20 protein-coding genes are annotated in these 24,542 nt (G+C 72.2%); 10 read left to right on the top strand and 10 right to left on the bottom strand.

All coding sequences use genetic code 11. From position 1 onward, the window contains the following. Nucleotides 1–5 precede the first annotated feature (5 nt). Entirely contained in the window at nt 6–1,886 is a 1,881-nt protein-coding gene (locus QP090_RS09405) for a hypothetical protein (RefSeq protein WP_285938171.1), read from the bottom strand. A 342-nt stretch (nt 1,887–2,228) separates the two neighbouring features. On the opposite strand from QP090_RS09405, the gene QP090_RS09400 reads away from it, so the two are divergent. Together QP090_RS09400 and QP090_RS09395 are read left to right on the top strand one after the other, a co-directional pair. Then, a complete protein-coding gene (locus QP090_RS09400) occupies nt 2,229–3,626 on the top strand; it encodes a glycosyltransferase family 2 protein (RefSeq protein ID WP_285938170.1) in 1,398 nt (465 codons plus the stop codon). A gap of 193 nt (nt 3,627–3,819) precedes the next feature. Then, nucleotides 3,820–5,592: a hypothetical protein gene (locus tag QP090_RS09395; protein ID WP_285938169.1), complete on the top strand. Its 1,773-nt coding sequence runs from the start codon at nt 3,820–3,822 to the stop codon at nt 5,590–5,592. 66 nt (nt 5,593–5,658) lie between these two features. Here the strand turns inward: QP090_RS09395 and QP090_RS09390 are convergent, their stop codons facing one another. Further along, a complete protein-coding gene (locus QP090_RS09390; protein ID WP_285938168.1) occupies nt 5,659–7,254 on the bottom strand; it encodes a glycosyltransferase family 39 protein in 1,596 nt (531 codons plus the stop codon). Between the two features lie 214 nt (nt 7,255–7,468). Between QP090_RS09390 and metG the strand changes: the two genes are divergently transcribed. Both metG and QP090_RS09380 read left to right on the top strand, forming a co-directional pair. Continuing rightward, on the top strand, nt 7,469–9,262 hold the full coding sequence (metG, locus tag QP090_RS09385; RefSeq protein WP_285938167.1) for a methionine--tRNA ligase: 1,794 nt from the start codon (nt 7,469–7,471) through the stop codon (nt 9,260–9,262). A gap of 11 nt (nt 9,263–9,273) precedes the next feature. Beyond that, nucleotides 9,274–10,077, top strand: coding sequence for a TatD family hydrolase (locus QP090_RS09380; RefSeq protein ID WP_285938621.1), 804 nt, complete (start codon nt 9,274–9,276; stop codon nt 10,075–10,077). A 25-nt stretch (nt 10,078–10,102) separates the two neighbouring features. On the opposite strand, the gene QP090_RS09375 is transcribed toward QP090_RS09380, so the two are convergent. From QP090_RS09375 to QP090_RS09365, 3 genes are read right to left on the bottom strand one after another with little or no spacing between them, the layout of a single operon-like run. Beyond that, on the bottom strand, nt 10,103–10,408 hold the full coding sequence (locus QP090_RS09375) for a hypothetical protein (RefSeq protein ID WP_285938166.1): 306 nt from the start codon (nt 10,406–10,408) through the stop codon (nt 10,103–10,105). A 51-nt stretch (nt 10,409–10,459) separates the two neighbouring features. Next, nucleotides 10,460–11,536, bottom strand: coding sequence for a CU044_5270 family protein (locus tag QP090_RS09370; RefSeq protein WP_285938165.1), 1,077 nt, complete (start codon nt 11,534–11,536; stop codon nt 10,460–10,462). Continuing rightward, nucleotides 11,533–12,066: an RNA polymerase sigma factor gene (locus QP090_RS09365; protein ID WP_285938164.1), complete on the bottom strand. Its 534-nt coding sequence runs from the start codon at nt 12,064–12,066 to the stop codon at nt 11,533–11,535. Before QP090_RS09365 ends, QP090_RS09370 begins: the two co-directional genes overlap by 4 nt. A gap of 776 nt (nt 12,067–12,842) precedes the next feature. Between QP090_RS09365 and QP090_RS09360 the strand changes: the two genes are divergently transcribed. The 6 genes from QP090_RS09360 (at nt 12,843) to QP090_RS09335 (ending at nt 19,065) form a co-directional block, all read left to right on the top strand. Next, nucleotides 12,843–13,649, top strand: a complete 807-nt coding sequence (locus QP090_RS09360) for a resuscitation-promoting factor (protein ID WP_285938163.1) — start codon at nt 12,843–12,845, stop codon at nt 13,647–13,649. A 44-nt stretch (nt 13,650–13,693) separates the two neighbouring features. Next, nucleotides 13,694–14,674, top strand: a complete 981-nt coding sequence (gene rsmA, locus QP090_RS09355; protein ID WP_285938162.1) for a 16S rRNA (adenine(1518)-N(6)/adenine(1519)-N(6))-dimethyltransferase RsmA — start codon at nt 13,694–13,696, stop codon at nt 14,672–14,674. Continuing rightward, complete coding sequence (locus tag QP090_RS09350) at nt 14,616–15,698, top strand: glycoside hydrolase family 26 protein (RefSeq protein ID WP_285938161.1); 1,083 nt, start codon at nt 14,616–14,618, stop codon at nt 15,696–15,698. The genes rsmA and QP090_RS09350 overlap by 59 nt, the downstream gene beginning before the upstream one ends. A 28-nt stretch (nt 15,699–15,726) precedes the next feature. Further along, nucleotides 15,727–16,647: a 4-(cytidine 5'-diphospho)-2-C-methyl-D-erythritol kinase gene (locus tag QP090_RS09345; protein WP_285938619.1), complete on the top strand. Its 921-nt coding sequence runs from the start codon at nt 15,727–15,729 to the stop codon at nt 16,645–16,647. 75 nt (nt 16,648–16,722) lie between these two features. After that, the gene (locus QP090_RS09340; protein WP_285938160.1) at nt 16,723–17,079 is read left to right on the top strand and encodes a hypothetical protein; all 357 of its coding nucleotides are present in this window, start codon (nt 16,723–16,725) and stop codon (nt 17,077–17,079) included. 198 nt (nt 17,080–17,277) lie between these two features. Then, the gene (locus QP090_RS09335; RefSeq protein ID WP_285938159.1) at nt 17,278–19,065 is read left to right on the top strand and encodes an ABC-F family ATP-binding cassette domain-containing protein; all 1,788 of its coding nucleotides are present in this window, start codon (nt 17,278–17,280) and stop codon (nt 19,063–19,065) included. Between the two features lie 76 nt (nt 19,066–19,141). Here the strand turns inward: QP090_RS09335 and QP090_RS09330 are convergent, their stop codons facing one another. The 5 genes from QP090_RS09330 to QP090_RS09310 all read right to left on the bottom strand — a co-directional run bounded on the left by QP090_RS09330 (nt 19,142) and on the right by QP090_RS09310 (nt 24,518). After that, complete coding sequence (locus QP090_RS09330) at nt 19,142–19,654, bottom strand: MarR family winged helix-turn-helix transcriptional regulator (protein ID WP_285938158.1); 513 nt, start codon at nt 19,652–19,654, stop codon at nt 19,142–19,144. A 34-nt stretch (nt 19,655–19,688) separates the two neighbouring features. Further along, nucleotides 19,689–21,407 (bottom strand): acyl-CoA synthetase, encoded by a 1,719-nt coding sequence (locus QP090_RS09325; protein WP_285938157.1) that lies wholly within the window; start codon nt 21,405–21,407, stop codon nt 19,689–19,691. A 224-nt stretch (nt 21,408–21,631) separates the two neighbouring features. Further along, the gene (locus QP090_RS09320; protein ID WP_285938156.1) at nt 21,632–22,792 is read right to left on the bottom strand and encodes an acyl-CoA dehydrogenase family protein; all 1,161 of its coding nucleotides are present in this window, start codon (nt 22,790–22,792) and stop codon (nt 21,632–21,634) included. Next, nucleotides 22,783–23,730 carry a VOC family protein gene (locus QP090_RS09315; protein WP_285938155.1) on the bottom strand — a complete coding sequence of 316 codons (948 nt, stop codon included), beginning with the start codon at nt 23,728–23,730 and terminating at the stop codon, nt 22,783–22,785. The genes QP090_RS09320 and QP090_RS09315 overlap by 10 nt, the downstream gene beginning before the upstream one ends. A gap of 32 nt (nt 23,731–23,762) precedes the next feature. Further along, nucleotides 23,763–24,518 carry an enoyl-CoA hydratase/isomerase family protein gene (locus tag QP090_RS09310; RefSeq protein ID WP_285938154.1) on the bottom strand — a complete coding sequence of 252 codons (756 nt, stop codon included), beginning with the start codon at nt 24,516–24,518 and terminating at the stop codon, nt 23,763–23,765. Nucleotides 24,519–24,542: the final 24 nt, after the last annotated feature.

Here is a 24,542-nt window from a genome sequence, read left to right as displayed (position 1 = left end):
ACCGGTCAGCCGGCGGCGATCTCCGGGACCTTGTCCTCCTGAGCGCCGCCGGTCACGCCGGCTTCCCCTTCACCGACCTCGACGGTTCCGCCGTCCTGCGCGGGCACCCCCGCCCCGCCGGTCGCGTCGGCGCCGCCGGGAGCGTCCGGGAGCAGTGCCGCGCCCGAGGGGCGGCGGCGCAGGCGGAGCATCGCGGCGAGCCGCGTGCGGGCCTCCGGCGAGAAGGTCATCCCCGCGGCGAGGGAGGCCAGCGGTACGGCGGGCAGTACGTACCGGTAGTCGAACTCGGCCGTCGCGGCCGGCGCCAGCAGCAGCCCCGTCGCGAGCGTCCACGGGACGAACGCGATGCCGCCGAAGCGCCGCCACAGCGGGACGAGCCCGGCCAGCCCGACCAGCAGGATCAGCCCCAGCATGGTGCCGCGCAGGAAGAAGTGGTCCTGGTAGCCGCGGATGATCCCGCCGAACGGTTCGATGATCTTGGTGCGGGCGCGGCCCCCCTCGTAGGCGGCGGCCTCACCGGCGGCGGTCGAGTCGGCGTCCATCCGCCACTCGGGCAGCGGGTTGCTGGTGGCGCCGAACTCGTACTGGCTGTAGGTGGCCTTGTCGGGGAAGACCGTCCGGTCCCACCGGAAGACCTTGAAGAAGTCGTGCGCGACGACCCGCAGGTAGTCGTCCGGCTGGCCGAGGATCGCCCGCTTGGCGAAGTCGTTGCCGAGCGCGTTGGCCTCCGGGCTGAACCGCTTGCCGGCGTAGCGGTTGAGTGGCGAGGCCGCGTTCCAGATGCCGTCCTGGGAGTTGGGCAGCCGGTTCTGCGGCTCGGTGCACAGTGCCATCTCCTGCACCGGCGGGTCGATCTTGTGGCAGTCGGCGAACTTGTAGACCCGCGCGTACAGGAAGATCCCGTTGCTCTCGGTGATCGCGAACTTGTCGCTGTCCACCTTGTACCAGCCCATGTAGGCCACCACCGGCAGCATGCAGGCGGCCAGGGTGACCGCCAGCGTCCGCCAGCCGGCCCGCCGGATCAGCAGGTAGACCAGCACGCCGACCAGCACCGGCAGGCCCACCGACCGGGTCAGCCAGGACATCCCGATGATCAGGCCGACCGCCGCGGAGATCTTCCAGGACGGCTGGTCGCGCCAGAGCAGCAGCGTGATCGCCGACATCACCAGGAAGGTGAACATGGTGTCGGACAGGATCAGGTGCTCGAGCTGGATCTGGTAGGCGTCCAGCAGCACCGGCGCCGCTGCGAGCGCGGCGCCCCAGCCGGGGAGCCGGAGCCGCCGCCGCAGCAGCGCGTAGATCATCACGCCCATCGCCAGGCCCATGAGGTGCTGGACGGCGGTCACCAGCGCGAAGCTGTGCAGCGGCTTGAGGATCAGCAGCAGGAACGAGTACCCGTCGGGCCGCAGCGGGTGCGGGTACGGCTTCATCGCCACGTGCAGGTAGTCGAAGCTGTCGTTGAAGAACATCGCCGGCTGGTAGCCGATCATCGCGATCGCCCGCAGCAGTGCCGCTATGACGAGGATCACACTGAAGATCGGGTTTCGGCGCACCAGCACCCACAGCCCGGCCGTGCGTCCCTGCCGGCCGGAGCCCTCGGCCGGTTCGGCCGGGCCCGCCGCACGGGACGTGTCGGACACCGCGCCGCCGGGCGTGTCGTCTGAGCTGCCGAGGCCGGTCCCGTCGTCGGTCCCGCCGTCCGCGCCGCCGGGCGTGTCGCCCGTCGTGTCGTCCGATGTGGACTTTGCCGTGATCGTCCCGGTGGCCGGGCTGTTCAGCCCGGAGTCCCCGGTCGCGGCCCCGGCGGAGCCCCCGGCCGAGGTGCCCGCGGGCCCGTTCTCAACGGCGTCGTCGAACTCGGTGCCGTGCGGCGCATCGCCCGCCACTACCGCACCTTCCCTTCGGTTTCCGGCCCCCGGATCGGTGGCATTGCGGTCTCCGGCGCGCGTCAAAGCGGACCCAACCTTTCCGGGCCGCGGTGCCCGTATGCTTGTCGACCTAGCCTGCCGCCCGCGGCCGTGGCGGAGAGGGTCTTCAGGTTGCAAGTCCGCAACACGATACGGCTGTTCTTGTCGAGAGCGGTGCGCATCCCCCGTTCCCGGCGGGCATCATGGTCACCGTCCGTTCCCGGCGGGCACCATGAACGATGACGGGCCGCGCGGTGGAGCGCTAGAAGAGATTAGTGGAAAGCACCGCAGACGGTCACCAGGGGTAACGAAGGAGATCGCGTGGAACTCTCCGTAGTGATGCCATGTCTGAACGAGGCCGAAACGGTCGAGACCTGTGTTCGAAAGACCATCGGCTTCTTCGAGGACAAGGGCATCGACGGCGAGGTGGTCATCGCCGACAACGGCAGCACCGACGGCAGCCAGCAGCTGGCCAGGGACGCCGGCGCGCGGGTCGTGCCGGTGGTCGACAAGGGCTACGGCAACGCCCTCATGGGCGGCATCCGCTCCGCCCGCGGCCGGTACGTGGCGATGGGCGACGCCGACGACTCCTACGACTTCGCCACGCTCGGCCCGTTCCTCGACGAGCTGCGCGACGGCGCCGACCTGGTGATGGGCAACCGGTTCAAGGGCGGCATCGCGCCCGGCGCCATGCCGCCGCTGCACCGCTACCTGGGCAACCCGGTGCTGAGCTTCGTGGGCCGGCTGTTCTTCGGCAGCAAGGCCGGCGACTTCCACTGCGGGCTGCGCGCCTTCAACAAAGAGTCGATCCTGCGGCTCGGGCTCCAGACCGGCGGCATGGAGTTCGCCAGCGAGATGGTGGTCAAGGCCACCCTCCAGAAGTACGACATCCGCGAGGTCCCGACCACGCTGTCGCCGGACGGCCGGACCCGCTCGCCGCACCTCAACACCTGGCGCGACGGCTGGCGCCACCTGCGCTTCCTCATGCTCTTCAGCCCCCGGTGGCTGTTCCTGATCCCGGGCCTGATCTTCATGACGCTCGGGCTGCTCGCGGGGATCGCGCTGTCCACCGGCCCGGTCACGGTCGGCGAGATCGCCTTCGACGTCGACACCCTGGTCGGTGCCTCCGCGGCCCTGGTGATCGGCTTCCAGGCGGTGTTGTTCGCCCTGCTCACCAAGGTGTACGCGATCCAGGAGGGCTTCCTCCCGCACGACCGCCGGGTGCAGAAGGTGATCGACTGGTGGAGCCTGGAGCGCGGCCTGCTGCTCGGCGGGCTGCTCGCGGTGGCCGGCCTGGCCGGCATGGTCGCCTCACTGCTGCACTGGCGGGTCAACAGCTTCGGCGAGCTCGACCCGCGGCACTCGCTGCGCATCGTCGTCCCGGCCGCGACCGCGCTGGTGATGAGCCTCCAGGCGATCTTCGCCTCGCTGTTCGTCAGCATCCTCGGCATCCGCCGCCGCCAGCACCCGCCGCTCACCGACCCGACCGACGAGGCCGCCGACGTCGTCGACGCCGCCGCGCGCAAGGTCGCCGTCGAGCGCAAGGCCGCCGAGGCCGAGGCGGAGAAGGCCGCCGAGCCCGGGAAGGCCGACGCCGCCGAGGGCGACGCCACCGGTGACGAGGGCGGGCCCGAGGGCCCGAAGGCCACCGCCGAGGCCGTGGCTGCCGGCGGCGAGGGCGATGAGGGCTCCGCCCGGGACCCCAAGGCCGAGCGCTGAGCACCGATCTCCGGACGAGTGCCGACGGACCCCCTGGGGAAGGACTCCCGGGGGGTCCGGCGTTTTGTGGTGATTTCCGAGAACTTGCTGAGTGTTTCAGAGCAGCGACCGACGGCTCATCCGGACTGTGACAGGCTGATTCGCCCATGGATCTTCCACCTCTGACCGCCGCTGCCGGACGTCGCGGGCGGCGATGAGCACCGAGGCAGCGCCGCGCACCGTCGCCCGCACGCCCGTCCGGCCCGCCGATCCCGGCCACGGCCGGGCGGTGGTCCGGCGGCGGCGCTGGGGCCTGGCGTTCCTGCTGGCCTGGCTGGTCCAGGTCGCGGTCCGGCTCTGGTTCGACATCGGGCAGATCATGCCGGTGGCCACCCCGGACGAGGCCGGATACCTGTTCGCCGCGCGGGTGCTGACCGGCGGGCCCGACGCCGACATGTCCTACGGCACGGTCTACCGGGGCGGCTACGCGCTGCTGCTGACCCCGGCGTTCTGGATCGCCGACGACCCGGTGAGCGCCTATCGCGTCGCCCTGGTCATCAACGCGCTGATCAGCGCGCTGATGCTGCCGCTGGCGTACGTGCTGCTGCGCCGCCTCCAGGTGACCCGGCGCCGGGCGTTCCTCTTCGCGAACGTGACCGCGCTGCTCCCCGGCACGGTGTTCTACGCCGGGTTCGCGCTGACCGACGCCGTGCTCCCCGTGGTGGTGCTGGCCTGGCTGCTGCTGTCGCACTCCTGGCTGACCGCCAAGGCGTCCACCGCCCGCGTGACGGCCTACGCGGCGGGTGCCGCCTTCCTGGCCGCCTACGCCTACGCCTCGCACACGCGGGGCGTCATCGTGCTCATCGTGCACGCCGGGCTGCTGCTCGTCGCCGCCGCGCTCCGCTGGCGGCCATGGCGGGTGACGGCCGCCGCGGCGGCCACGCTGGCGGTGGCGGCGGGCGCGGGCGCCCTGCTGAACCACTGGCTCCTGCCGCATCTTTACCCGGGCGGGGACAACGATCTCAGCGGCAACCTGATCCGGCGCCTCACGTCCGGCGACGGCTGGGGCTGGATGCTCTCCCTGGGCACCGGCCAGGTCTGGTACCAGGCCGTCTCGACCGGGGGACTGGCCGCCGTGGGCCTGGTCACCGTCGCCGTCATGGCCGTCCGGAGGGACACGAACCTGCGGCTGCGCGTCCTGGCCCTCGCCGTCCTGGCGGTCGTGACGGGCATCGCGTTCGCCACCTCCGGGGCACTCCCGGACGAGCGCCGCATCGGCAACTACGTCTACGGCCGCTACCTGGCGTGCATCACGCCGGTCCTGTTCGCCGTGGGCGCCGCCGTCCTGCTGCGCGCGTCGCGGCGCACGCTCCTCTGGGCGGCGGGCGCCGCGGTGGCCCTGACGACCGTCACCGCGTGCATCGTGCAGTGGTACGCGGGCGGCCGGCTCAGCCGGTACACCTTCACGCCCTACGACTTCCCCGAAACATCGTTCCTGACCTGGGACTGGCAGGCGTTCCGGCTCTGGCACGCCACCCTCGCCGGGCTCGTCCTGCTCGGCCTCGCCCTGATCGCGACCCGGCTACCCCGGCGCGGCCCCGCGCTGCTCGCCGGGACGCTCGTCACGGTCAACCTGGTCATGATCGGCACCGCGACGGCGCGGATCGCGCAGCCGCTCGTCCGCGACTTCAGCGCCTACACCGAGCTCACCGGGGTCTCCGACCTGCGGGAACGGCACGACCTGGCGCTCGACTGGAACATCCCGTGGCCGGTCCGGCTGTCGCACTACTACTGGGCCTGGTGGAGCGACGCCGAGGTCTTCGACGCCCGCTACCACGCCCCGCCCGCCAAGGCCGACCTGGTGATCCTCTCGTGGCCCAAGGACGTCCCCCCGGAGCAGACCTGGCGGGGCGGCGCCCCCGCGGGCTGGAAGGTCGCCGACACCCGCCGGACCATCCAGGGCGACTGGGTCGCCTGGACCCGCTGACCCGCTGACCCGCTGACCCGCTGACCTGCCGACCCGCCTGCCTGCCCGGCCGGGCCGCCGCCTCGCTCAGTGCTCGGCGGGCGGCGGGTTCCACATTTGCAGGACGCCGTCCGAGGAACGCCACATCAGCCGCCAGCCGGCGTTCGGGTCGGGCCGCCAGCCGCCACCGATCTGCGACTCCTGGCCGCGCCAGCGGGTGTAGAGCATCGGCCCCACCTGCGCCTCCGGCGGCACCGAGCCGAGATCGTGCCGGAAGTCCTTGACCTCGCCCCGCCACACCGGGTCGCCCCACACCGAACGGGTGTAGAACGTCAGCGTCTGGGCGAGCCGCCGGTCGGCGCAGATCAGCCGGACGTCCCGTCCCGGCCCCTTCAGCCAGACCCGCAGCTCGCTCCACGCCGTGTCGCGCGGCAGATCGGGGACGGCCCGCACCGCCGCCACCACGTACGTCCCGCCCAGGGCGACCGCCAGGAGGGGCGCCACGACCGTCCGGACGCGGAACCGCGCCACGAACCCGGCGGGCAGCCTCCGCGCCATCAGCGTCACCGAGCCGAAACCGCCCGCCAGCAGCGGCGGGAACACCGCGAACCAGTAGCGCGGCAGCCACGCCCGCAGCGAGATGTCGTTGGGGTCGAGCACCCCCGACAGCACGGTCAGCGGTACCGCCAGCATCAGGAACCACACCAGGCACAGCGCGAGCCGCCGGTCGCGGGTGACCAGCCAGCCCACCGCGGTCAGCGCCAGCGCCACCGTGAAGATCGTCCCGAGCGGGTGCCAGTCGTGCATCGCCCGCAGGAACGAGCGCAGCGCCAGATCGCGCGTCACGTAGTCGCGGGACTGGCCGCCGTGCTCGGCCGCGGACAGCAGCCCGGCCAGCGGGTCGCCCCACACGACCGCGTTGTGGATCAGGTTGGCCGCCAGCACCGCCACCATCGGCGCCCCGACGATCACGTTCTTGCGCCACGGGATCCGCAGCAGCGCCAGATAGGCCGGAATCGCCAGGAAGAGGAACGCCAGGAACTCCCGGACCAGGAACGAGGACCCGAGCAGCACCCCCGCCGCCAGCAGCCACCGCGTCTGGACCCGTCCGGCCCGGCGGCTCGCCACGATCAGCGCCGCCATCCCGAACGCGAACAGCCCGGCGCCCGGCATGTCCGGCAGCATCACCCCCATCGACCAGGTGATCTCGTGGCCGAAGGGGTTGGTCAGGGTGAAGAACGGGTGCACCAGCAGCAGCAGCGCCGCCGCCACCCCCGCCACGTCCCCGAACAGGGACCGGACGACCAGGTAGCAGCCGACGAAGAACAGGCAGCCGCCGGCCGCCGCGATCACGAAGTAGGACGCCTGGCCCGCGCCGAGGACCTCCTGCACCAGCCGCGCCGGCAGCACCAGCCCGATCCGCGTGACCTGGTGCGGAACCTCGTTGAACGGCCACGCCGCCAGCGGCACGTCCGGCCAGTCGCGGGCCCCGAGCCACACGTAGTACGGGTCGAAGTACAGCGGCGGTGTCATGACCACCCACTGCGCCAGCACCGTGCACGCCGCCACCAGCGCCGACAGCCACACCACCCGCCGGGGCCCGCGCGTCCCGAGCCACCGGCTCCGCCGCGCCGCAGGGAGGGTTTCCTTGACGGCCCGCTCGGGGGCCGTGGACTGGGCCATGCCTGGTTTCAGCCTTCGCTGGAGTGCCTGGTGGAATCCCCCGGGCCGCCGTGCCCAGCCGGGCCGGCGACGCTGAGGGGGATCGGACCAGGCTACTCGCGTCGCCGAGCCGCCGATGAGCCCTGTCCCCGATCTCCAGCAACCTTCCAGGGAGCCCGCCCGCCAGGCTCGCCATTGGTGCTGCCCGCGCCGTGGACGCGGCTAGGCTTGGGCCATGTCCTCGCCCAGCCGACACATCCTGACCGCACCCGCCTGGCCGTACGCCAACGGGCCCCGCCACATCGGCCACGTCTCCGGGTTCGCGCTGCCCGCCGACATGTTCAGCCGGTACCAGCGGATGGCGGGCAACCAGGTCCTGATGGTCAGCGGCACCGACGAGCACGGCACCCCGATCCAGGTGCAGGCCGACAAGGAGGGCGTCACCGCCCGCGCGCTGGCCGACCGCTACAACCGGGTGATCGCCGAAGACCTGCTTGGGCTCGGCATGTCCTACGACCTGTTCACCCGCAGCACGACCGGCAACCACTACGCGATCGTCCAGGAGCTGTTCAAGGGCCTGTACGACAACGGGTACATCTTCCCCAAGACCACGATGGGCGCGATCTCCCCGTCCACCGGCCGCACCCTGCCCGACCGCTACATCGAGGGCACCTGCCCGATCTGCGGCTACGACGGCGCCCGCGGCGACCAGTGCGACAACTGCGGCAACCAGCTCGACCCGATCGAGCTGATCAACCCGGTCAGCCGGATCAACGGCGAGACGCCCAAGTTCGTGGAGACCGAGCACTTCATGCTCGACCTGCCCGCGTTCACCGAGGTCCTCGGCCGCTACCTGCGCGGCAAGCAGGGCCAGTGGCGGCCCAACGTGCTGAAGTTCGCGCTCAACCTGCTGGGCGACATGCAGCCCCGCGCGATCAGCCGCGACCTCGACTGGGGCGTGCCGATCCCGCTGGACGGCTGGCGCGACAACGCCGCCAAGAAGCTGTACGTCTGGTTCGACGCCGTCGTCGGCTACTTCTCCGCCTCCGTCGAGTGGGCCCGCCGCTCCGGCGACCCCGAGGCGTGGCGCGCCTGGTGGCAGGACCCCGAGGCGCTGTCGTACTACTTCATGGGCAAGGACAACATCGTCTTCCACGCCGAGATCTGGCCGGCGATGCTGCTCGGCTACAACGGCCAGGGCGACCGGGGCGGGCAGCCCGGCTCCCTCGGCGGGCTGAACGTGCCCACCGAGGTCGTCTCCTCGGAGTTCCTGACGATGGAGGGCAAGAAGTTCTCCTCGTCCCGCCAGGTCGTGATCTACGTCAAGGACTTCCTCGACCGCTACGACGTCGACGCGCTGCGCTACTACGTCGCGGTCGCCGGCCCGGAGAACCAGGACACCGACTTCACCTGGTCGGAGTTCGTCCGCCGCAACAACGACGAGCTGGTGGCCGCCTGGGGCAACCTGGTCAACCGCTCGGTCAACATGGCCGCCAAGAACTACGGCGCCATCCCCGAGGCCGGCGACCTCACCGACGCCGACCGCGCGCTCATGCACCGCAGCCAGAAGGCGTTCGGGGCCGTCGGCGCCGAGCTGGAGCGGTCCCGCTTCAAGAACGCGATCACCGAGGCCCTCGACGTCGTCCGCGACGCCAACAAGTACCTGTCCGACCAGGCGCCCTGGAAGCTCAAGGACGACCCCGACCGGGTCCAGTCGATCCTCCACACCGCCCTTCAGGTAGTGGACGACGCCAAGTCGCTGCTCACCCCGTTCCTGCCCAACTCGTCCCAGAAGGTGTACGAGCTCCTGGGCGGCGAGGGCGAGTGGAGCGGGATGCCGCGCTTGGAGATCGTCTCCGAGGAGGGCGGCCCCGACTACCCGATCCTCACCGGCGACTACGCCACCGCGGCCCGCTGGGAGTCCACCCCGATCAAGCCCGGCGTCCCGCTCGCCAAGCCGACGCCGCTGTTCACCAAGCTCGACCCGTCCGTCGCCGACGACGAGCTGGCCCGGCTGGAGCAGCCGTGACCGAGGACGGCATGGCGGGCAAGGCGTTCCCGCCGCTGCCCGAACGGCTGCCCGTCGACGTCTTCGACAGTCACTGCCACCTCGACCTGGTCGAGGTCCCGGTGTCGGAGCAGCTCGCGTCCGCGAAGGCGGTCGGCATCACCCGCGTCGTCACGATCGGCGTCGACCTGCCGACCTCCCGCCTCGGCACCGAACTGGCCGAGGAGTTCGACGCGGTCTACGCCGCCGTCGCGATGCACCCCAACGACACCACCGGCATCACCGACGCGGTCCTCGACGACATCGCCGACCTCGCCGCCCTGCCCAAGGTCCGCGCCGTGGGCGAGACCGGCCTGGACTACTACCGCGACTGGGCGCCCAAGGCCGACCAGCACCGCTCGTTCCGCGGCCACATCGACATCGCCAAGCGCACCGGCAAGGCCCTGGTCATCCACGACCGCGAGGCCCACGACGACGTGCTGCGCGTCCTCGCCGAGGAGGGCGCCCCCGACCGGGTCGTCTTCCACTGCTTCTCCGGCGACGCCGGGATGGCCCGCGTCTGCGCCGACCGCGGTTACGTGATGAGCTTCGCCGGCAACGTCACCTTCAAGAACGCCCAGCCGCTCCGCGACGCCCTCGAGGTGGCCCCGCTCGACCAGATCCTGGTCGAGACCGACGCCCCCTTCCTCGCCCCCGTCCCCAACCGGGGCAAGCCCAACGCCTCCTACCTGATCCCGCACACCCTCCGCCTGATGGCCGAGGTCAAACAGGTCGACCTGGCCGACCTGTGCACCGCCATCGCCGCCACCGGGGAGCGCACCTTCGGCCCCTGGTGACCCGACACCGGACGCGCCCGACCGGCTACCCGGGCTCGGACGCCACGTGCCGGACGACGCTCACCTTGAAGTAGGCCGAGCCGGCGACCAGGATCGACCCCGAGTAGGCGATGATCCAGACGTCCTCTCCCACCTGGAAGACGTCGCGCTGCTTCTTGGATCCGCCCAGCCGGGGCCGGTGGGTGAGTGCGAGGTGCCGGGCCGCCGCCCGAGCCTGGGCGAGATCGTGACCGACCGGCTGCACCAGGGACACGTACCAGGCGGCGTTCCGGCTCTTCATCTCCTCGACCAGCAAGGCCCACTGTGGCGTCTGTGGCTCTCCGGGATGCATCGTCGCATTATGCCCGGCCGCACCGCCCGGACAGTGCGATCCACGGCTCGGTCAACGCCGCGCGCCCGGCAGCCGGTGCTTCGGGGGCCGGTCGGTCCAGCCGGCGGTCTGCTTCACGGTGAGGTACTGCGTGGCGCCCGCGGGAAGCTCGCGGTTCGTGGCGCCCGGCCGCACGACGACGGCGCGGGTGGCCATCACGAAGTCGCTGGACGGGCTGAACAGGAACTGCCAGTCGATGGTGCCGAGCGCGGGGGTGCGCTCGCGCAGGACGACACCGACCGAGGGCCGGCCGAGCGGGTCACGGACCGTGCCCAGGTTCCGGACGCCGGGCAGACCGGCGAGCATGCGGTACAGCGCGCCGCGTACCGTCGGGGACGGAGTCCGCCCCGGGGAGTCGAGCAGCTTGGTGGCCTCGCGGAACAACCACGCGTCGGGATGCGCCGGCAGACCGCCATGGTCGCGGATCCAGGTCAGCATCGTCATCCTGAGCTCGGCCGGATCTGCGGGCAGGCGTGCGCGATCCCCCTCGAAGATCCTGTCGCCGGCCAGGTCCGGGCCGTCCGGCGGATCCGGGACGGTGATGCCGGCGCGGGGGTTCTCGTCCGGTCCGGGCGAGCCGTCCTTGCGGTACGCCTCGGCGTCGGCCGCGCTGACCGGCTGGATCCGTACCTTTCCAAGGTCTGAGGCGTGCACGCTGTCGCCGTCGATCGGGTCGCGCGGGACCCAGGTCTCGGTGGGAAAGGTGACCAGCAGCGTGTACCGGTGTCCATCGTGGTCACGGCGGAGGAGCTGACCGACCTCGCCTTTGTCGTGCCAGAACCGCTTGGTCCCGGTCTGGTCGGCGCGCTCGGCCGCCACCAGCAGAACCCTGTGCGCGGGCCCGGAAGTGACGTATCGCTGTTCGGGGATGCTCTGGGGCACCAGTACGTGCCACAGCACCGCCGTGATGGCCATCGCCGCGGCGATGGCCGGAAGCGTCCACCGGAGCCGGGTGCGGATTCGCGCAGGAGACGGGCGGGCCGGTTCGTCGATGATGCTCCGCAGCAGCGCCTCCTGCCGCGGGCCGTGGGGCAGGTCGGCGGCGGCCACCGGGTTGGCGGCGGCCAGCAGGGCGTCCAGGTCGTTCATCGGGTGGCCCTCCCCACGGGCGTGTTGTCGTTGGCGAGCAGACCGGCCAGCCGCTTGCGGGCGCGGTGCACGCGTACTTTGAAGGCCGAGGCCGAACACCCGGCCACGTACGCGGCCGTGCGATGGTCCAGTCCCTCCCAGCCGATCAGCATCAGTGCCTCGCGCTCTCCCGGTGGCAGCCGCCACAGCGCGGCCCTCAGCCGTACCTCCTCGACCACGCCCGGCGCGTGGTCGGGCTCGGCCCGGTGGTGCGCTGCCAGGCGGTCCGCCAGGCGTTCCCGGCGACGCACCGACCGGCGGTCGTTGCTCAGGCGGTTGCGCGCCGTCCGGTAGAGCCAGGGGAGGGGATCATTCGGCAGGCGGTCGATGTGGCGCCACGCTGCCGTGAACGTCTCTGCCACCACGTCCTCCGCCTGCGCCTCGCCCGTCCGGCGGAGCACGTATGCCAGCACCTGCCCGTGATGCCGCCGGAACAACGCCGTGAACCGATCGGCTTCATCACCCACGAGATCGCGCCAATAGAGCTCCAACCCGAGATCGTTTCTGCGTTCGTCTCTATAGGTCCGGCACCGGCCCCGTGGTTACATCGTCAGCCCAGGAACCCCAGCACCTGAGCGACCGCGGCGAGTCCGCGGGCCCGGCCCAGGACGCCTGGCCCCGCGCTGCTGCGGCCATCTCCACCAACTCGGTGTCGGTCAGCCCGTAGCCGGTTCCGGACTCCCAACTTGTACGGTGATGTCGGCGACCATTGCTAGATCACCTCAATGTTTCTCGCTACCGTGCACTATTGCCTCGCATACCTCGATTGTCCGACGCTCGTCACGAGGTGAGGGTGTTTTGTCGGATCAGATGTGGATGAACCGGATGGACGGTTGTGCTTCCCCTGCGGTCGCGGCAACCCCAGCCAAGTGACCCCGGCCGGCGCTGACCCGAAGATGCGCACCGCCCGCAGTCGAGTCTCAGTCGACGGCCCAGTCGGGTCTTCTCATGTCGATATGGGTAAGGGGTAAGTCGCCGTCCATAGTGGCGACCAATCGACACTTGAAAGACCGCAGTGAGAGGAAAATTCCGCCCTCGATGGCGAAGATGCAGGCGGAGGCTCGACCTAAAGCGCGGGCGCCACTCTGGGGGATTCCGGTTCTCTCACTGAGCGGCCGGTTCATGGTGTTGCTGACCGGGCGCGGTCATGGAACGCGTCGGTGGTCCATGTGGACTTCGGTGGTGCAGTGGCGGGCGAGGGGTGCCTGGCTTTATTGTCTGGCAGGTTAACCGGGCATTCCCCCGCGCCCGGCCGGCCCAGGAGGACATGGTGCGCCGACCCCTCACGACCCTCGCCTTGCCGCTCGCCGCGGCGCTGCTGGCGGCCGGCTGCGGCGGAGGAGGCGGTGGCGGCGCGGCGAAGCCGCAGGGCACCGCCCCCGTCGCGGACGCTCCGCGGACCAGCGCGCCGGCGCCGCGCAAGGTGGTCATCGTCGTCGACAAGAAGCGCACCGAGGCGATGACCACGGGCACCACCGTCCAGGAGGTCCTCGAGCAGGCGAAGGTGAAGCTCGGGAAGCACGACCTGGTCAAGCCCGCGCGCACCGCGCCGTCGGGTGAGCTGATCAAGGTGGTGCGGCTGCTGTCGGCCCCGGTCACCAAGAAGGTGCGGACGCCCGCTCCGACGGTCAAGAAGAAGAGCTCCAAGGTGCCGCCGTGGAGTGAGAAGGAGCTGCGCAAGGGCAAGGACGGCATCAAGATCGTCCAGACGGCCTATGCCAAGCGGCGCGGCAAGAAGGTCACGATCGTGCTGTCGGAGCAGGTCAAGCGGAAGCCGGTGGCGCGGATCCTGGCGGTGGGGCCGCAGTCGGGCGGCGGCGGGTCGGCGGCCCGGCTCAACTGGCCGGGCCTGGCCAACTGTGAGTCGCACAACAATCCGAAGGCCGTCAACAGCGCCGGGTACTACGGGCTCTACCAGTTCTCGATGCCGTCCTGGGCCTCGGTCGGCGGCAGCGGCAGGCCGTCCGACGCCAGCGCGGGCGAGCAGACCTACCGGGCGCAGCTCCTCTACAACAAGGTGAACGGGCGCTGGCAGGGGCAGTGGCCCAACTGCGGGAAGTTCCTGTTCTCCTGACCTGCTCTCCTTTACCCGTTCTGTGGACCTGACAGACTGGAACCGTGGGGGACAGACACGGTTTGCTCGGCCCGGCCGACGTTCGCGAGCTCGCGGAGCGGCTCGGCATCCGGCCGACCAAGACACTCGGGCAGAATTTCGTCATCGACGCCAACACGGTCCGCAGGATCGTCCGGGCGGCCGATCTGGACCCCGGTGACGTCGTCATCGAGGTGGGGCCGGGGCTCGGGTCGCTGACGTTGGCGCTGCTCCCGGAGGTGCGCGCGGTCGTCGCGGTCGAGATCGACGCGGCGCTGGCGGCGGCGCTGCCGGTGACGGTGGCGGCGCGCGAGCCGGAGCTGGCCGGACGGCTGGAGGTCGTCCGGGCCGACGCGCTGCGGATCGCCGGTCCGCTCCCGGGGCCCGAGCCGACCGCGCTGGTCGCCAACCTGCCGTACAACGTCGCGGTGCCGGTCGTGTTGCAGCTTCTTGCCACGATGCCGTCGCTGCGGCGCGCGCTGGTCATGGTGCAGGCGGAGGTCGCCGACCGGATGGTGGCGCCGCCCGGCAGCAAGGTCTACGGGGTGCCGTCGGTGAAGCTCGCCTGGTACGGGTCCGCGCGCAGGGCCGGACCGGTCGGCCGCGCCGTGTTCTGGCCTGCCCCGAATGTCGATTCCGGTCTGGTCTCATTCACCCGGGGAGAGCAGCCCGAGACCACCGCGTCCCGTGCGGAGGTGTTCGCCGTGATCGACGCGGCCTTCGCGCAGCGCCGCAAGACGCTGCGTGCGGCGCTGGCGGGCTGGGCCGGGTCCCCGGCCGGAGCCGAGCGCGCCCTGCGCGCCGCGGACGTTGATCCACAAGCTCGGGGAGAAGCGCTGGACGTGACCTCCTTTGCGCGGGTTGCCCAGTATCGTCCTGGGGGCGCACTGGACGGGAACGAGGCGGAGGATCATGGTGATGGGGCGTTCGCGGACGGGGGTGGCCGTCGTGGCACTTCCCGTGGCGGCACTGGCCGTGATGGCGGTCGCGGCGGGCGGCTGCGGTAGCGGCGCGGGCGCCACACCGAAGATCACGACCACCGCGCGGGCGGGCGTGGCCCCCACACCGCCCAAGCAGGGCGCCTACTTCGGCGCCTGGGTGCCGCCCGACTCGGCCGGCGCCACGTCCGGCCGAGCGAGCGGGAAGCCGCGTGCGGAGACGTCCGCGGGTGGTTCCGGCGCGCCTTCGGGCGCGCCGTCCGGCGGGGCGAAGGGCAGGCCGGTCCCGGGGGCGGTGGGCGGGTTCGAGCATGAGCTCGGACGGCAGCTCGACATCGTGCAGAGCTACCGGGGCTGGAAGTCGGAGTTCCCGACCGAGGGCGACGCCGCGGTCCTGGCCGGGAACCGCTACCTGCTGCTGACCTGGGCCGGTGCCGACACCAAGGAGATCATCCGGGGGAAGCACGACGCGCTGATCAAGGCCCGCGCGCGGGCGATCAAGGCCACCGGCAAGCCGGTCTTCCTGCGCTGGCAGCGCGACATGGACAAGCCCGGTCTCCAGGACCAGAAGATCCACTCGTCCGCCGACTTCATCGCGGCGTGGAAGCGGCTGCGCGGCATCTTCAAGGCCGAGAAGGTCGACAACGTGGCCTGGGTGTGGTGCCCCACGGCCCGCGGCTTCGGCTCCCGCAACGCCCCCGCGTACTACCCCGGCGACGACCAGGTCGACTGGATCTGCGCGGACGCCCAGCCGGGCGGCGACTACGACTACCGGGACCTGTCGGAGTCGCTGAAGCTGTTCACCGAGTGGGCCAGGGAACGGCCGAAACCGGTCATGATCGCCGAGTTCGGGGTGCCCGAGTCCTACGCCGGACGGCGCGCGGAGTGGCTCCGCAAGGCCGCGCAGACCCTCCAGGACCCGCAGGTCAAGGCGGTGGTCTACTTCAACTCCGACGAGCAGGCCGAGGACGCCAGGGACAAGCGCCGGATGTTCTCGGTGGCGGGCGACAAGCAGGCCGTCTCCGCGCTCCGCGAGATCGCCACCACTCCGTACTTCAACCCGCGCAACCTCCCGGTCACCGGTGGCGGCTGATCCCGTACGCTCTGGTGCCGTGACCGCAGTGATTGCACGCGCCGCCGCGAAGGTCAACCTCCAGCTCGGCGTCGGGCCGCTCCGCGAGGACGGGTACCACGACCTGCTCAGCGTCTTCCACGCCGTGTCCCTCTTCGACGAGGTGACGGCCGAGCCCGCCGGGCGGCTGGAGGTGAGCGTCGAGGCCGCCCCGGACGCCCAGGTGGCGATCGGCGAGGTGCCGGTGAACGGCGACAACCTCGCCGTCCGCGCGGCCCGGCTCGTCGCGGCCCGGCTCGGCGTCGAGCCGCTGGTACGGCTGCGGATCCGCAAGGCCATCCCGGTCGCGGGCGGCATGGCGGGCGGCAGCGCCGACGCCGCCGCCGCCCTGGTGGCGTGCGCCCGCCTGTGGGACGACCCGGGGGAGCCCAGGCTCAGCCGGGACGACCTGATCGAGCTCGGCGCCGAGCTCGGCAGCGACGTCCCGTTCTCGGTCCTCGGCGGGACGGCGATCGGCGTCGGGCGGGGCGAGCGGCTTAGCCCGGTGCTCACCCGGGGCACCTTCCACTGGGTCTTCGCGACCGCCGACGGCGGCCTGTCGACCCCGGCGGTCTACGCCGAGTGCGACCGGATCCGCGCGGCCGGGGGCGAGCAGGCGCCCTGGCCGGAGGTCTCCGAGGAGCTGATCGCGGCCCTCGCCACCGGCGATGCCAAGTCCCTCGGCGCCGCGCTCGTCAACGATCTCCAGCCGGCCGCGCTCGCGCTGCGGCCGTCGCTGCGCCGGACGCTCACGGCCGGACGCGATCTCGGCGCGATCGGCGCCGTCGTGTCGGGGTCGGGACCCACCTGCGCGTTCCTGGCCGAGAGCGACGACCATGCCGGCGAGCTGTCGGAGGCGCTGCTCGCCACCGGCCTCGCGGGTTCGGTGGTGCGCTCGTCAGGCCCGGTTTCCGGCGCTACGGTCGTTTGACGGGACGGCCTACCCGCAGGGGCCGGACATCGCGCCCACCCCTCGACCTCCGGAGGCCATCTCATGGCGGGCTTAGTGATTCTCATCCTGCTGGTGCTGATCGGCCTGCCGTGCCTCCTGTTCGGGCTGATCATCGTGGCCATCCTGACCGGCGGGAAGAACCGCGGCATCCAGCCCGGCCGGCCCGGCCGGCACCCGCCGTACCCCGGACAGCCCCCGTACCCGGGGCAGGCCCCCCTCCCCATGCAGGGGCCGCAGCAGGGCCAGGCCCCGTACTCCGAGCAGTCCCCGTACCTGGATCAGCCCACGCAACCCGGCATCCCCGGCCGGCCCTCGTACCCCGGACAGCTCCCGGAGCCTCCGCAGCCCGTGCGGCCTGACCGGCCCCCGCAGGCGGGTCCTGATGATTCGCCCAAGCCTCCTGGCTCCTGACGTTCCCTGCCTCTGATCTGGGGATGGGGGCGAGTGTGCACAAGTACGCACACATGCCCTCGAATCTCACGCGTCCAGGGGCCCCTCGTTGGGCTAACGGACGCCGGTGGAGGGTGAGGCGTCAGGGGCCTGGGTGGTGGGGGGCCGGGGGCCCGCGCGTCCATCCGGTCGCCCGTTGGCACTAGCCTTGATGCTGTCGTGAATCTGATCAACCTTGAGAACGTCACCAAGTCCTACGGGCCCAAGCCGCTGCTCGACGCCGTCTCCCTCGGGCTGGACGACGCCGACCGGGTCGGCGTCGTCGGCCGCAACGGCGGCGGCAAGAGCACCCTGGTCTCCATCCTCGCCAAGGTGGCCGAGCCGGACGGCGGCCGGGTGACCCATGCCCGCGGTGTGCGGCTCGCCTACCTGACCCAGCGCGACGAGTTCGCCGAGGGCGCGACGGTCCGCGGGGTCGTCCTCGGCGACCGGGCCGAGCACGAGTGGGCCGGCGACACGCGCGTCCGCGACATCCTCGGCGGGCTGCTCACCGGGCTCGACCTCGACGCGCCCCTCGCCGGGATGTCCGGCGGCGAGCGGCGCCGCGTCGCGCTCGCCCGGCTGCTGGTGCCCGAGTCCGATCTGCTGATCCTGGACGAGCCCACCAACCACCTCGACATTGAGGCGATCGCCTGGCTGGCCGGCCACCTGAAGAACCGCAAGGTCGCGCTGCTGGTGGTCACGCACGACCGCTGGTTCCTGGACGAGGTCACCGACCGCACCTGGGAGGTCGTCGACGGCCGGGTCGAGCGCTACGAGGGCGGCTACTCCGCCTACGTGCTGGCCAAGGCCGAACGCGCGCGGATCAGCACCGCCACCGAGGCCAAGCGGCAGAACCTGCTCCGCAAGGAGCTGGCCTGGCTGCGCCGCGGCGCCAAGGCCCGCACGTCCAAGCCGAAGTTCCGGGTGGACGCGGCGCAGGCGCTGATCGCCGACGAGCCGCCGGCGCGCGACTCGATGGAGCTCACCCGCTTCGCCACCGCCCGTCTCGGCAAGACGGTCTACGACATCGAGGACGTCCGGGTCCGGGTCGGCGACCGCGACCTGTTCGAGCACCTGACCTGGCGGCTCGGGCCGGGGGACCGGATCGGGCTGGTGGGCGTCAACGGCAGCGGGAAGAGCACGCTGCTGCGCCTGCTCGACGGCGCCGTCACCCCGTCGGCGGGCAAGGTCGTCCGCGGTAAGACCGTCCAGCTCGCGCACCTGTCGCAGAACCTGGAGGAGCTCGACCCGTCCCGCCGGGTGCTGGAGTCGGTCGAGGAGATCAAGCGCCGGATCACCGTCGGCAAGCGCGACTGGACCGCGGGCCAGCTCCTGGAGCGCCTCGGCTTCGTGGGCGACCGGCAGTGGACCCCGATCGGCGATCTGTCCGGCGGCGAGCGGCGCCGCCTCCAGATCCTGCGGCTGCTCATGGCCGAGCCGAACGTGCTGCTGCTGGACGAGCCCACCAACGACCTCGACATCGAGACGCTCACCGAGGTCGAGGACCTGCTCGACGGCTGGCCCGGCACCCTGGTCGTGGTCAGCCACGACCGCTGGTTCCTGGAGCGGATCACCGACCATGTCGTCGCCCTCCTCGGGGACGGCCGCGTCGCGATGCTCCCCGGCGGCGTCGAGGAGTACCTCGACCGCCGTGCCGCCGCCGGATCTCCGGTGCAGGCGGGCACCGCCACCCAGCCGGCCGCCAAGCCCGGCGGTGCGTCCGGTGCCAAGCCCGCCGGCAAGGCCGCAGGCGGGCAGGACTGGAAGGCCCGCAAGGAACTTGACCGGCTCGAACGCCGCCTCGGCAAGCTCGCCGAGCAGGAGGCCGGGCTGCACGAGCAGCTCGCCGCCGCCGCCACCGACTACGCCCGGCTCCAGGAGCTGGACGCGCGCCTCAAGGAGATCCAGTCCGAGGCCGAGCAGGTCGAGGAGGAGTGGCTGATGCTCGCCGAGGACGTGGGCTGACCCGCGGATCCTCCTGACCCGCGGATCCTCCTGACCACTGGCGACCCGCCCTGGCCCTTGGACGGGGGCTCGGGGGTCAGGGGGTGTGGCCGGCCTCGGTGCCGCTGTCGAACGGGATGAGCAGGGTGCGCAGGAGTCCGGCGAGCGCGTCGCTCTCGCCGGGGCTGAGGCCGTCGAGGATGGCGTGTTCGCGGGAGAGTAGATCGGCGAACGCGGCGTCCACCCTGGTCAGGCCCGCCTTCGTGAGGCTGACCTGGACGCCGCGCTTGTCGGCGGGATCGGGGTGCCGCTCGACCAGGCCGGCGGCGGCGAGCCGGTCGATCCGGTTGGTCATGGTGCCGGAGGTGACCAGGGTCGCGCGCAGCAGCCGGCCCGGGCTGAGCCGGTAGGGACGTCCCGCGCGGCGCAGCGCGGTCAGCACGTCGAACTCCCAGGGCTCCAGGTCGTGGGCGACGAAGACGGCGCGGCGCGCGCGGTCGAGATGGCGGGCCAGGCGGGAGACCCGGCTGAGGACGTGCAGCGGCTGGACGTCGAGATCCGGACGCTCGGTGTTCCAGGCATGGACCAGCCTGTCGACCTCATCCTGCATAGTGGACAGCCTACCTGTCTTGATCTCGAGAGAGTCAGGCGTCGTCGCCGTCGGACACGGCCGCGGGGACGGGTGCGGACGCGGGGATGGACGCGGGGATGGACGCGGCGGCGGAGCCCGGATCGGGGGCGGCGAGGCCGGCGTACCGCTCGCGGAGGTCCCGCTTGAGGATCTTGCCGCTCGGGTTCTTCGGCAGCGCGTCCGCGAGCACCACGTGCTTGGGCCGCTTGAACCCGGCCAGGTGCTCGCGCGCGTGCGCGAGGACTCGCTCGGGGGTGAGGTCCGCGCCGTCCCTGGGCACGACCACCGCGGTGACGGCCTCGATCCAGCGCGGGTGGGGGAGGCCGAACACCGCGACCTCGGCGACGCCGTCGAGGCCGTGCAGGCATTCCTCGACCTCGCGGCTGGCGACGTTCTCGCCACCGGTCTTGATCATGTCCTTCTTCCGGTCGACCACCGACAGATGGCCGTCGGCGGACAGGATCCCGAGGTCGCCGGAGTGGAACCAGCCGTCCGCGAACGCCTCGGCGGTCCGCTCCGGGTCGTTGTGGTAGCCGAGCGCGGCGTGCGGGCTGCGGTGCACGATCTCGCCGACCTCACCGGGCGGCAGCGGCCGGCCAGCGGGGTCCACGACCCGGGTCTCGACGTTGAGCGAGGCCCGTCCGGCCGAGCCCGCGTGCGAGAGCTGCTCGTCCGGGCCGAGGATCGTGGCCAGCGGCGACATCTCGGTCTGCCCGTAGAAGTTCCACAGCCGCACGTCCGGCAGCCGGCGCCGGATCTCGCCGAGGACCTCCACCGGCATCGCGGACGCACCGTAGTAGCCCTTGCGCAGGGACGACAGGTCGCGGGTGCCGAAGTCGGGGTGCCGCAGCAGCGAGATCCACACCGTCGGCGGCGCGAACAGCTTGGTGGCCCGCTCGCGCTCGATCGTCTCCAGCAGGAGGGCGGGGTCGGGCTGCGGCAGCAGGATGCTCGTCGCGCCCAGGTACACGTCGACGGAGAAGAAGCAGTCGAGCTGCGCGCAGTGGTACATCGGCAGTGAGTGGACCTCGATGTCGTCGGCGCTCATCTCGCCGTCGACCACGCAGCTCACGTACTGCGCGATCAGCGAGCGGCTGGACAGCATGACGCCCTTCGGCCGCGACTCGGTGCCGGAGGTGTACATCAGCCGCAGCGGGTCGTCGTCGCCGACCAGCACGTCCGGCTCGGTGGCGTCGCCGGGCCCGTCGATCCAGCCCGCCACGTCCTCCCAGCCGGTCCCGGCGACGCCCCGGTCGCCACCGATGCCGCCGCGCACGCCGCCCGTCACCCCGGCGGCGGCCAGGGCCGCGTCCGCGACCGGGACCAGCGCGTCCTCGGCGATCATGCCGGCCGCGCCGGAGTGCGTCAGGATGAAGGCGATCTCCTCCGCGCCGAGCATGAAGTTCACCGGCACGAGGACCACGCCGAGCCGCGCTGTGGCGAAGACCAGCACCGCGTACTCCCAGCAGTTGTGCGAGAGCAGCGCCAGCCGGTCGCCCTTGGCGAGGCCGCGGGCCGCGAGCGCGCGGGCGGCCCGGTTCACGCCCGCGTCGAACTCGGCGTACGTGGCCCGCCGCGTCCCGTCCACCACGGCGATCCGGTCCGGGTACCGGAGCGCGGTGCGGCGCAGGAGGTCGCCGAGGGCGTGCCGCCGGGCACGGGCGACGAGATCGGACGCCCCGGCGTCCGCGGGGTCGACGGTGTCCTCGCCGGAACGGCCGTTGGCGCTCATCCAAGCCTCCTGGTGCGGTGCTGCTCGCGGGCCGGCAGACCCGTACGCGAGAGCATGCCAGCTCGCCCCGCCCATGGGCAGGGGTGAACCGGCACGGGCGCCGCGCCTGGCTGCCCGTGCGTGGAGGCCCGTGCGTGGAGGCCCGTGCGTGGAGGCCCCTGCCTGGAGGCCCGCGCCCGGGCCCGTGCCGGCGGCCCGGTCGGCCGCCGGCACGGGAGGCGAGGTCAGCCGCCGGCACGGTCCGGGAGGTCGAGGCCCAGCCCGGTGGCGAGGCGCTCGAGGTGCATGTCGTCGTCGCCGAAGGCCAGCGCCGAGGTCATGGCGTGCCGGGTGAACAGGTGCAGGTCGTGCTCCTCGGTGAAGCCGATCGCGCCGTGCACCTGGTGGCCGAGCGCGCACACCCGCTGGTACGCCTCGCTCACCCACGCCTTGGCCATCGACACCTCCTGCACCGCCTCCCAGCCCGCCGACAGCCGCCAGACCGCTTCGTAGGCGATGAACCGGGAGCCCAGCACGTCGATCGCCATGTCGGCGCAGTGGTGCTGGACCGCCTGGAACGTGCCGATCGACGTGCCGAACTGCTCCCGCGTGGTGGCGTACTCGACGGTCATGTCCAGGACCCGCTGCGCCGCCCCGGTCATCTCCGCGCAGACCGCGGCGGCGCCGAAGGCGGAGATCGCCTCCGGAGCCGCGCCGTCGGTGCCGACGACCCGGTCGGCGGGCACCCGCACGTCCGCGAACCCGACGTCCTGCGGGCGGTCGGCGCCGACCGTCTCGGTGGGACGGAGCGTCACTCCGGGGTCGGTGGCGTCCACCAGGAACGCCCTGGCCTCGCCGCTGCTGTCGCTCCGGCCCCCGCCCCCGCCTCCGCCGCCTCCGCCGTCCGTCCACGCCGCCACCAGCAGGTCGCCCGCGGCGCCCGCATACGGGACGAGCCGGGCGGTGCCGTCGAGCCGGAACCCGTCGCCGTCCGCCGTGGCGACCGGCCCGTCGCCCGGACGGTCCCAGGGGAGCGGGGCGCACGCCAGCACGTGCCCGCGGGAGATGGCGCCGAGCCACCGCTCCCGCTGCTCGGCGGTCCCGAACCGCGCGATCGGCAGGCCGCAGCACGCCACCGTGGTCAGCAGCGGGCTCGGCACCAGCGCGTACCCGAGCTGCTCGAACACCAGGCAGGCCTCGAGGTACCCGGCGCCGAGCCCGCCGTGCTCCTCGGCGAAGGGCAGCCCGGTCCAACCGAGCTCCACCATCTCCTTCCACAGCGCCGCCGAATATCCGGCCGGGTCGTCGCGCACCGCCCGCGCGCCCGCCGTCTCTTTCCGGGCCTCCAGGAGCTCGCGGGCGGTGGACGCGATCAGCTCCTGGTCCTCGGTGAGGGTCAGGTCCATGTCGGCGGGATCTTGTCGGAGCGGACCCACACGCCGGGCCGTTCCTCCCAGAACAGCTGGACCAGGACGCCGCCGGTGTGCTTGGGATGGATGAACGCGTCGCGCCAGGCGGCGCCGTCGGTGCTGCCCTCGTTCTCGCCGAACGTCGGCGTCTCGTGGTGGGCGCAGGCCGCCATGGCGCGGTCCCAGTCGGCGACCTCGAACGTGACGTGGTGCGCGGCGGCGCCGTTGCGGTCCCAGAACCGCTCGATGAACGAGTCCTCGCCGCGCGGCATGATGATCTCCCAGCAGATGGCCGAGCCGGGGATGTTCATCACCAGGTCGGCCATGTCGGGATGCTCGTCGTCCGGGGTCCGCCAGACGTGCGCGAACCCGGCCAGGTCCGCGTACCAGCGGGCCAGCTCGTCGCGGTCGGGGAACGCCTGGCAGACGTGGTCGAGCGCGACGATCCCGAGCGACGGCCCGGTGCCCGCGTCCGCCGCGCCGCCGAGCACGGCCGCGCCGGGCTCGTCGCCGCACAGGCCGGAGCCGCCGGGCCCGCGCAGCCGGAACAGCACGCCCGGCCCGTGCTCGGGCGGCGAGAGCGAGGCCTCGATCCAGCCGCCGTCCGCCGAGCTCGACGGCTTGATGCCGCGTCCCTCCAGCTCGGCGCGGACGGCGTCCAGGTCGGGCACCTCCGCGCCGACGTGGTGCAGGCCGGCGCGGCCCCCGTGGTCGTCGAGGTAGGCCTGGACGGGGGAGTCGTCGCCGGACGGCGCCAGCACCTCCCACGCCTGCCCCCAGCTTCCGGGCACGGCCAGCCGCGAGCCTCGGCAGCCCTCGGCGGGACTGTCCCAGCTCCGCACCCGTGTGAACCCGAACAGCCGCTCCAGCAGCGCGACCTGTGGCTCGAGGTTGGGCGCCACCTGGCCGATATGGTCGATCCGGTAGATCCGCACTGGTCCTCCTCCTGTTCTCTCGCTCGGCGCGGTCAGCTCGGGTGCGGCTCGATCCAGTCGTAGCCGCCGGCGACCAGCTCCTTGACCAGGCGCAGGTTGTAGCGGTTCATCGCCGCGATCCGCTCGGCCAGCTCGCCGACCCGCTTGTCGAACTCGTCGGCCGGGTACACGTCGTTGACCAGCCCGATCCGCAGGGCCCGTTCGGCGTCGAGCCGGACGCCGGTGAACAGCAGCTCCTTGGCGCGCGCCTTGCCGATCCGCTCGGGCAGCCGCTTCACCCCGCCCCAGCCGGGCGCCGAGCCGCCGAACTCGGGCTGGTCGGGGTCGCCGTCCTCGGTCATCTTCGGCCGGTACGGCGGGCGCGCCGACAGGGTGATCTCGACCAGGCCCATCTTGGCGTTCTCCGAGGCCACGATGAAGTCGGCGGCCAGCGCCAGCTCCAGCCCGCCGCCGACGGCGTAGCCGTGCACGGCCGCGATGACGGGGATCGACAGCCGCTCCATCATCGCGAACGTCTTCTCGCCCAGCCGGCCCTGCTCGATCCGCTCCCTCTTGGTGAGCGTCTCGGACCAGCCGAGGTCCATCCCGGCGCAGAAGGCGCGCTCGCCCGCCCCGCGCAGCACCACCACGCAGACGTCCTCGTCGTCGTCGAGGTCGGTGAAGATCTGCCGCAGCTCGCGCATCGTCGTGGGGGTGAGCGCGTTCAGCTTGTCCGGACGGTTCAGGGTCAGCCAGGCCACCCGCTCCTCGATCTGAAGGTCGACGGTCTCGTAGGCGTTCCCGGGCATATGGGCGTTCCTCTCAGTTGGTGG

It is taken from the genome of Actinomadura xylanilytica (genome assembly GCF_030283145.1).
Lineage (GTDB): Bacteria > Actinomycetota > Actinomycetes > Streptosporangiales > Streptosporangiaceae > Spirillospora > Spirillospora xylanilytica.
The sequence above is the reverse complement of the archived record's forward strand: the minus strand, read 5'-3'. Positions and strand labels throughout refer to the sequence as shown.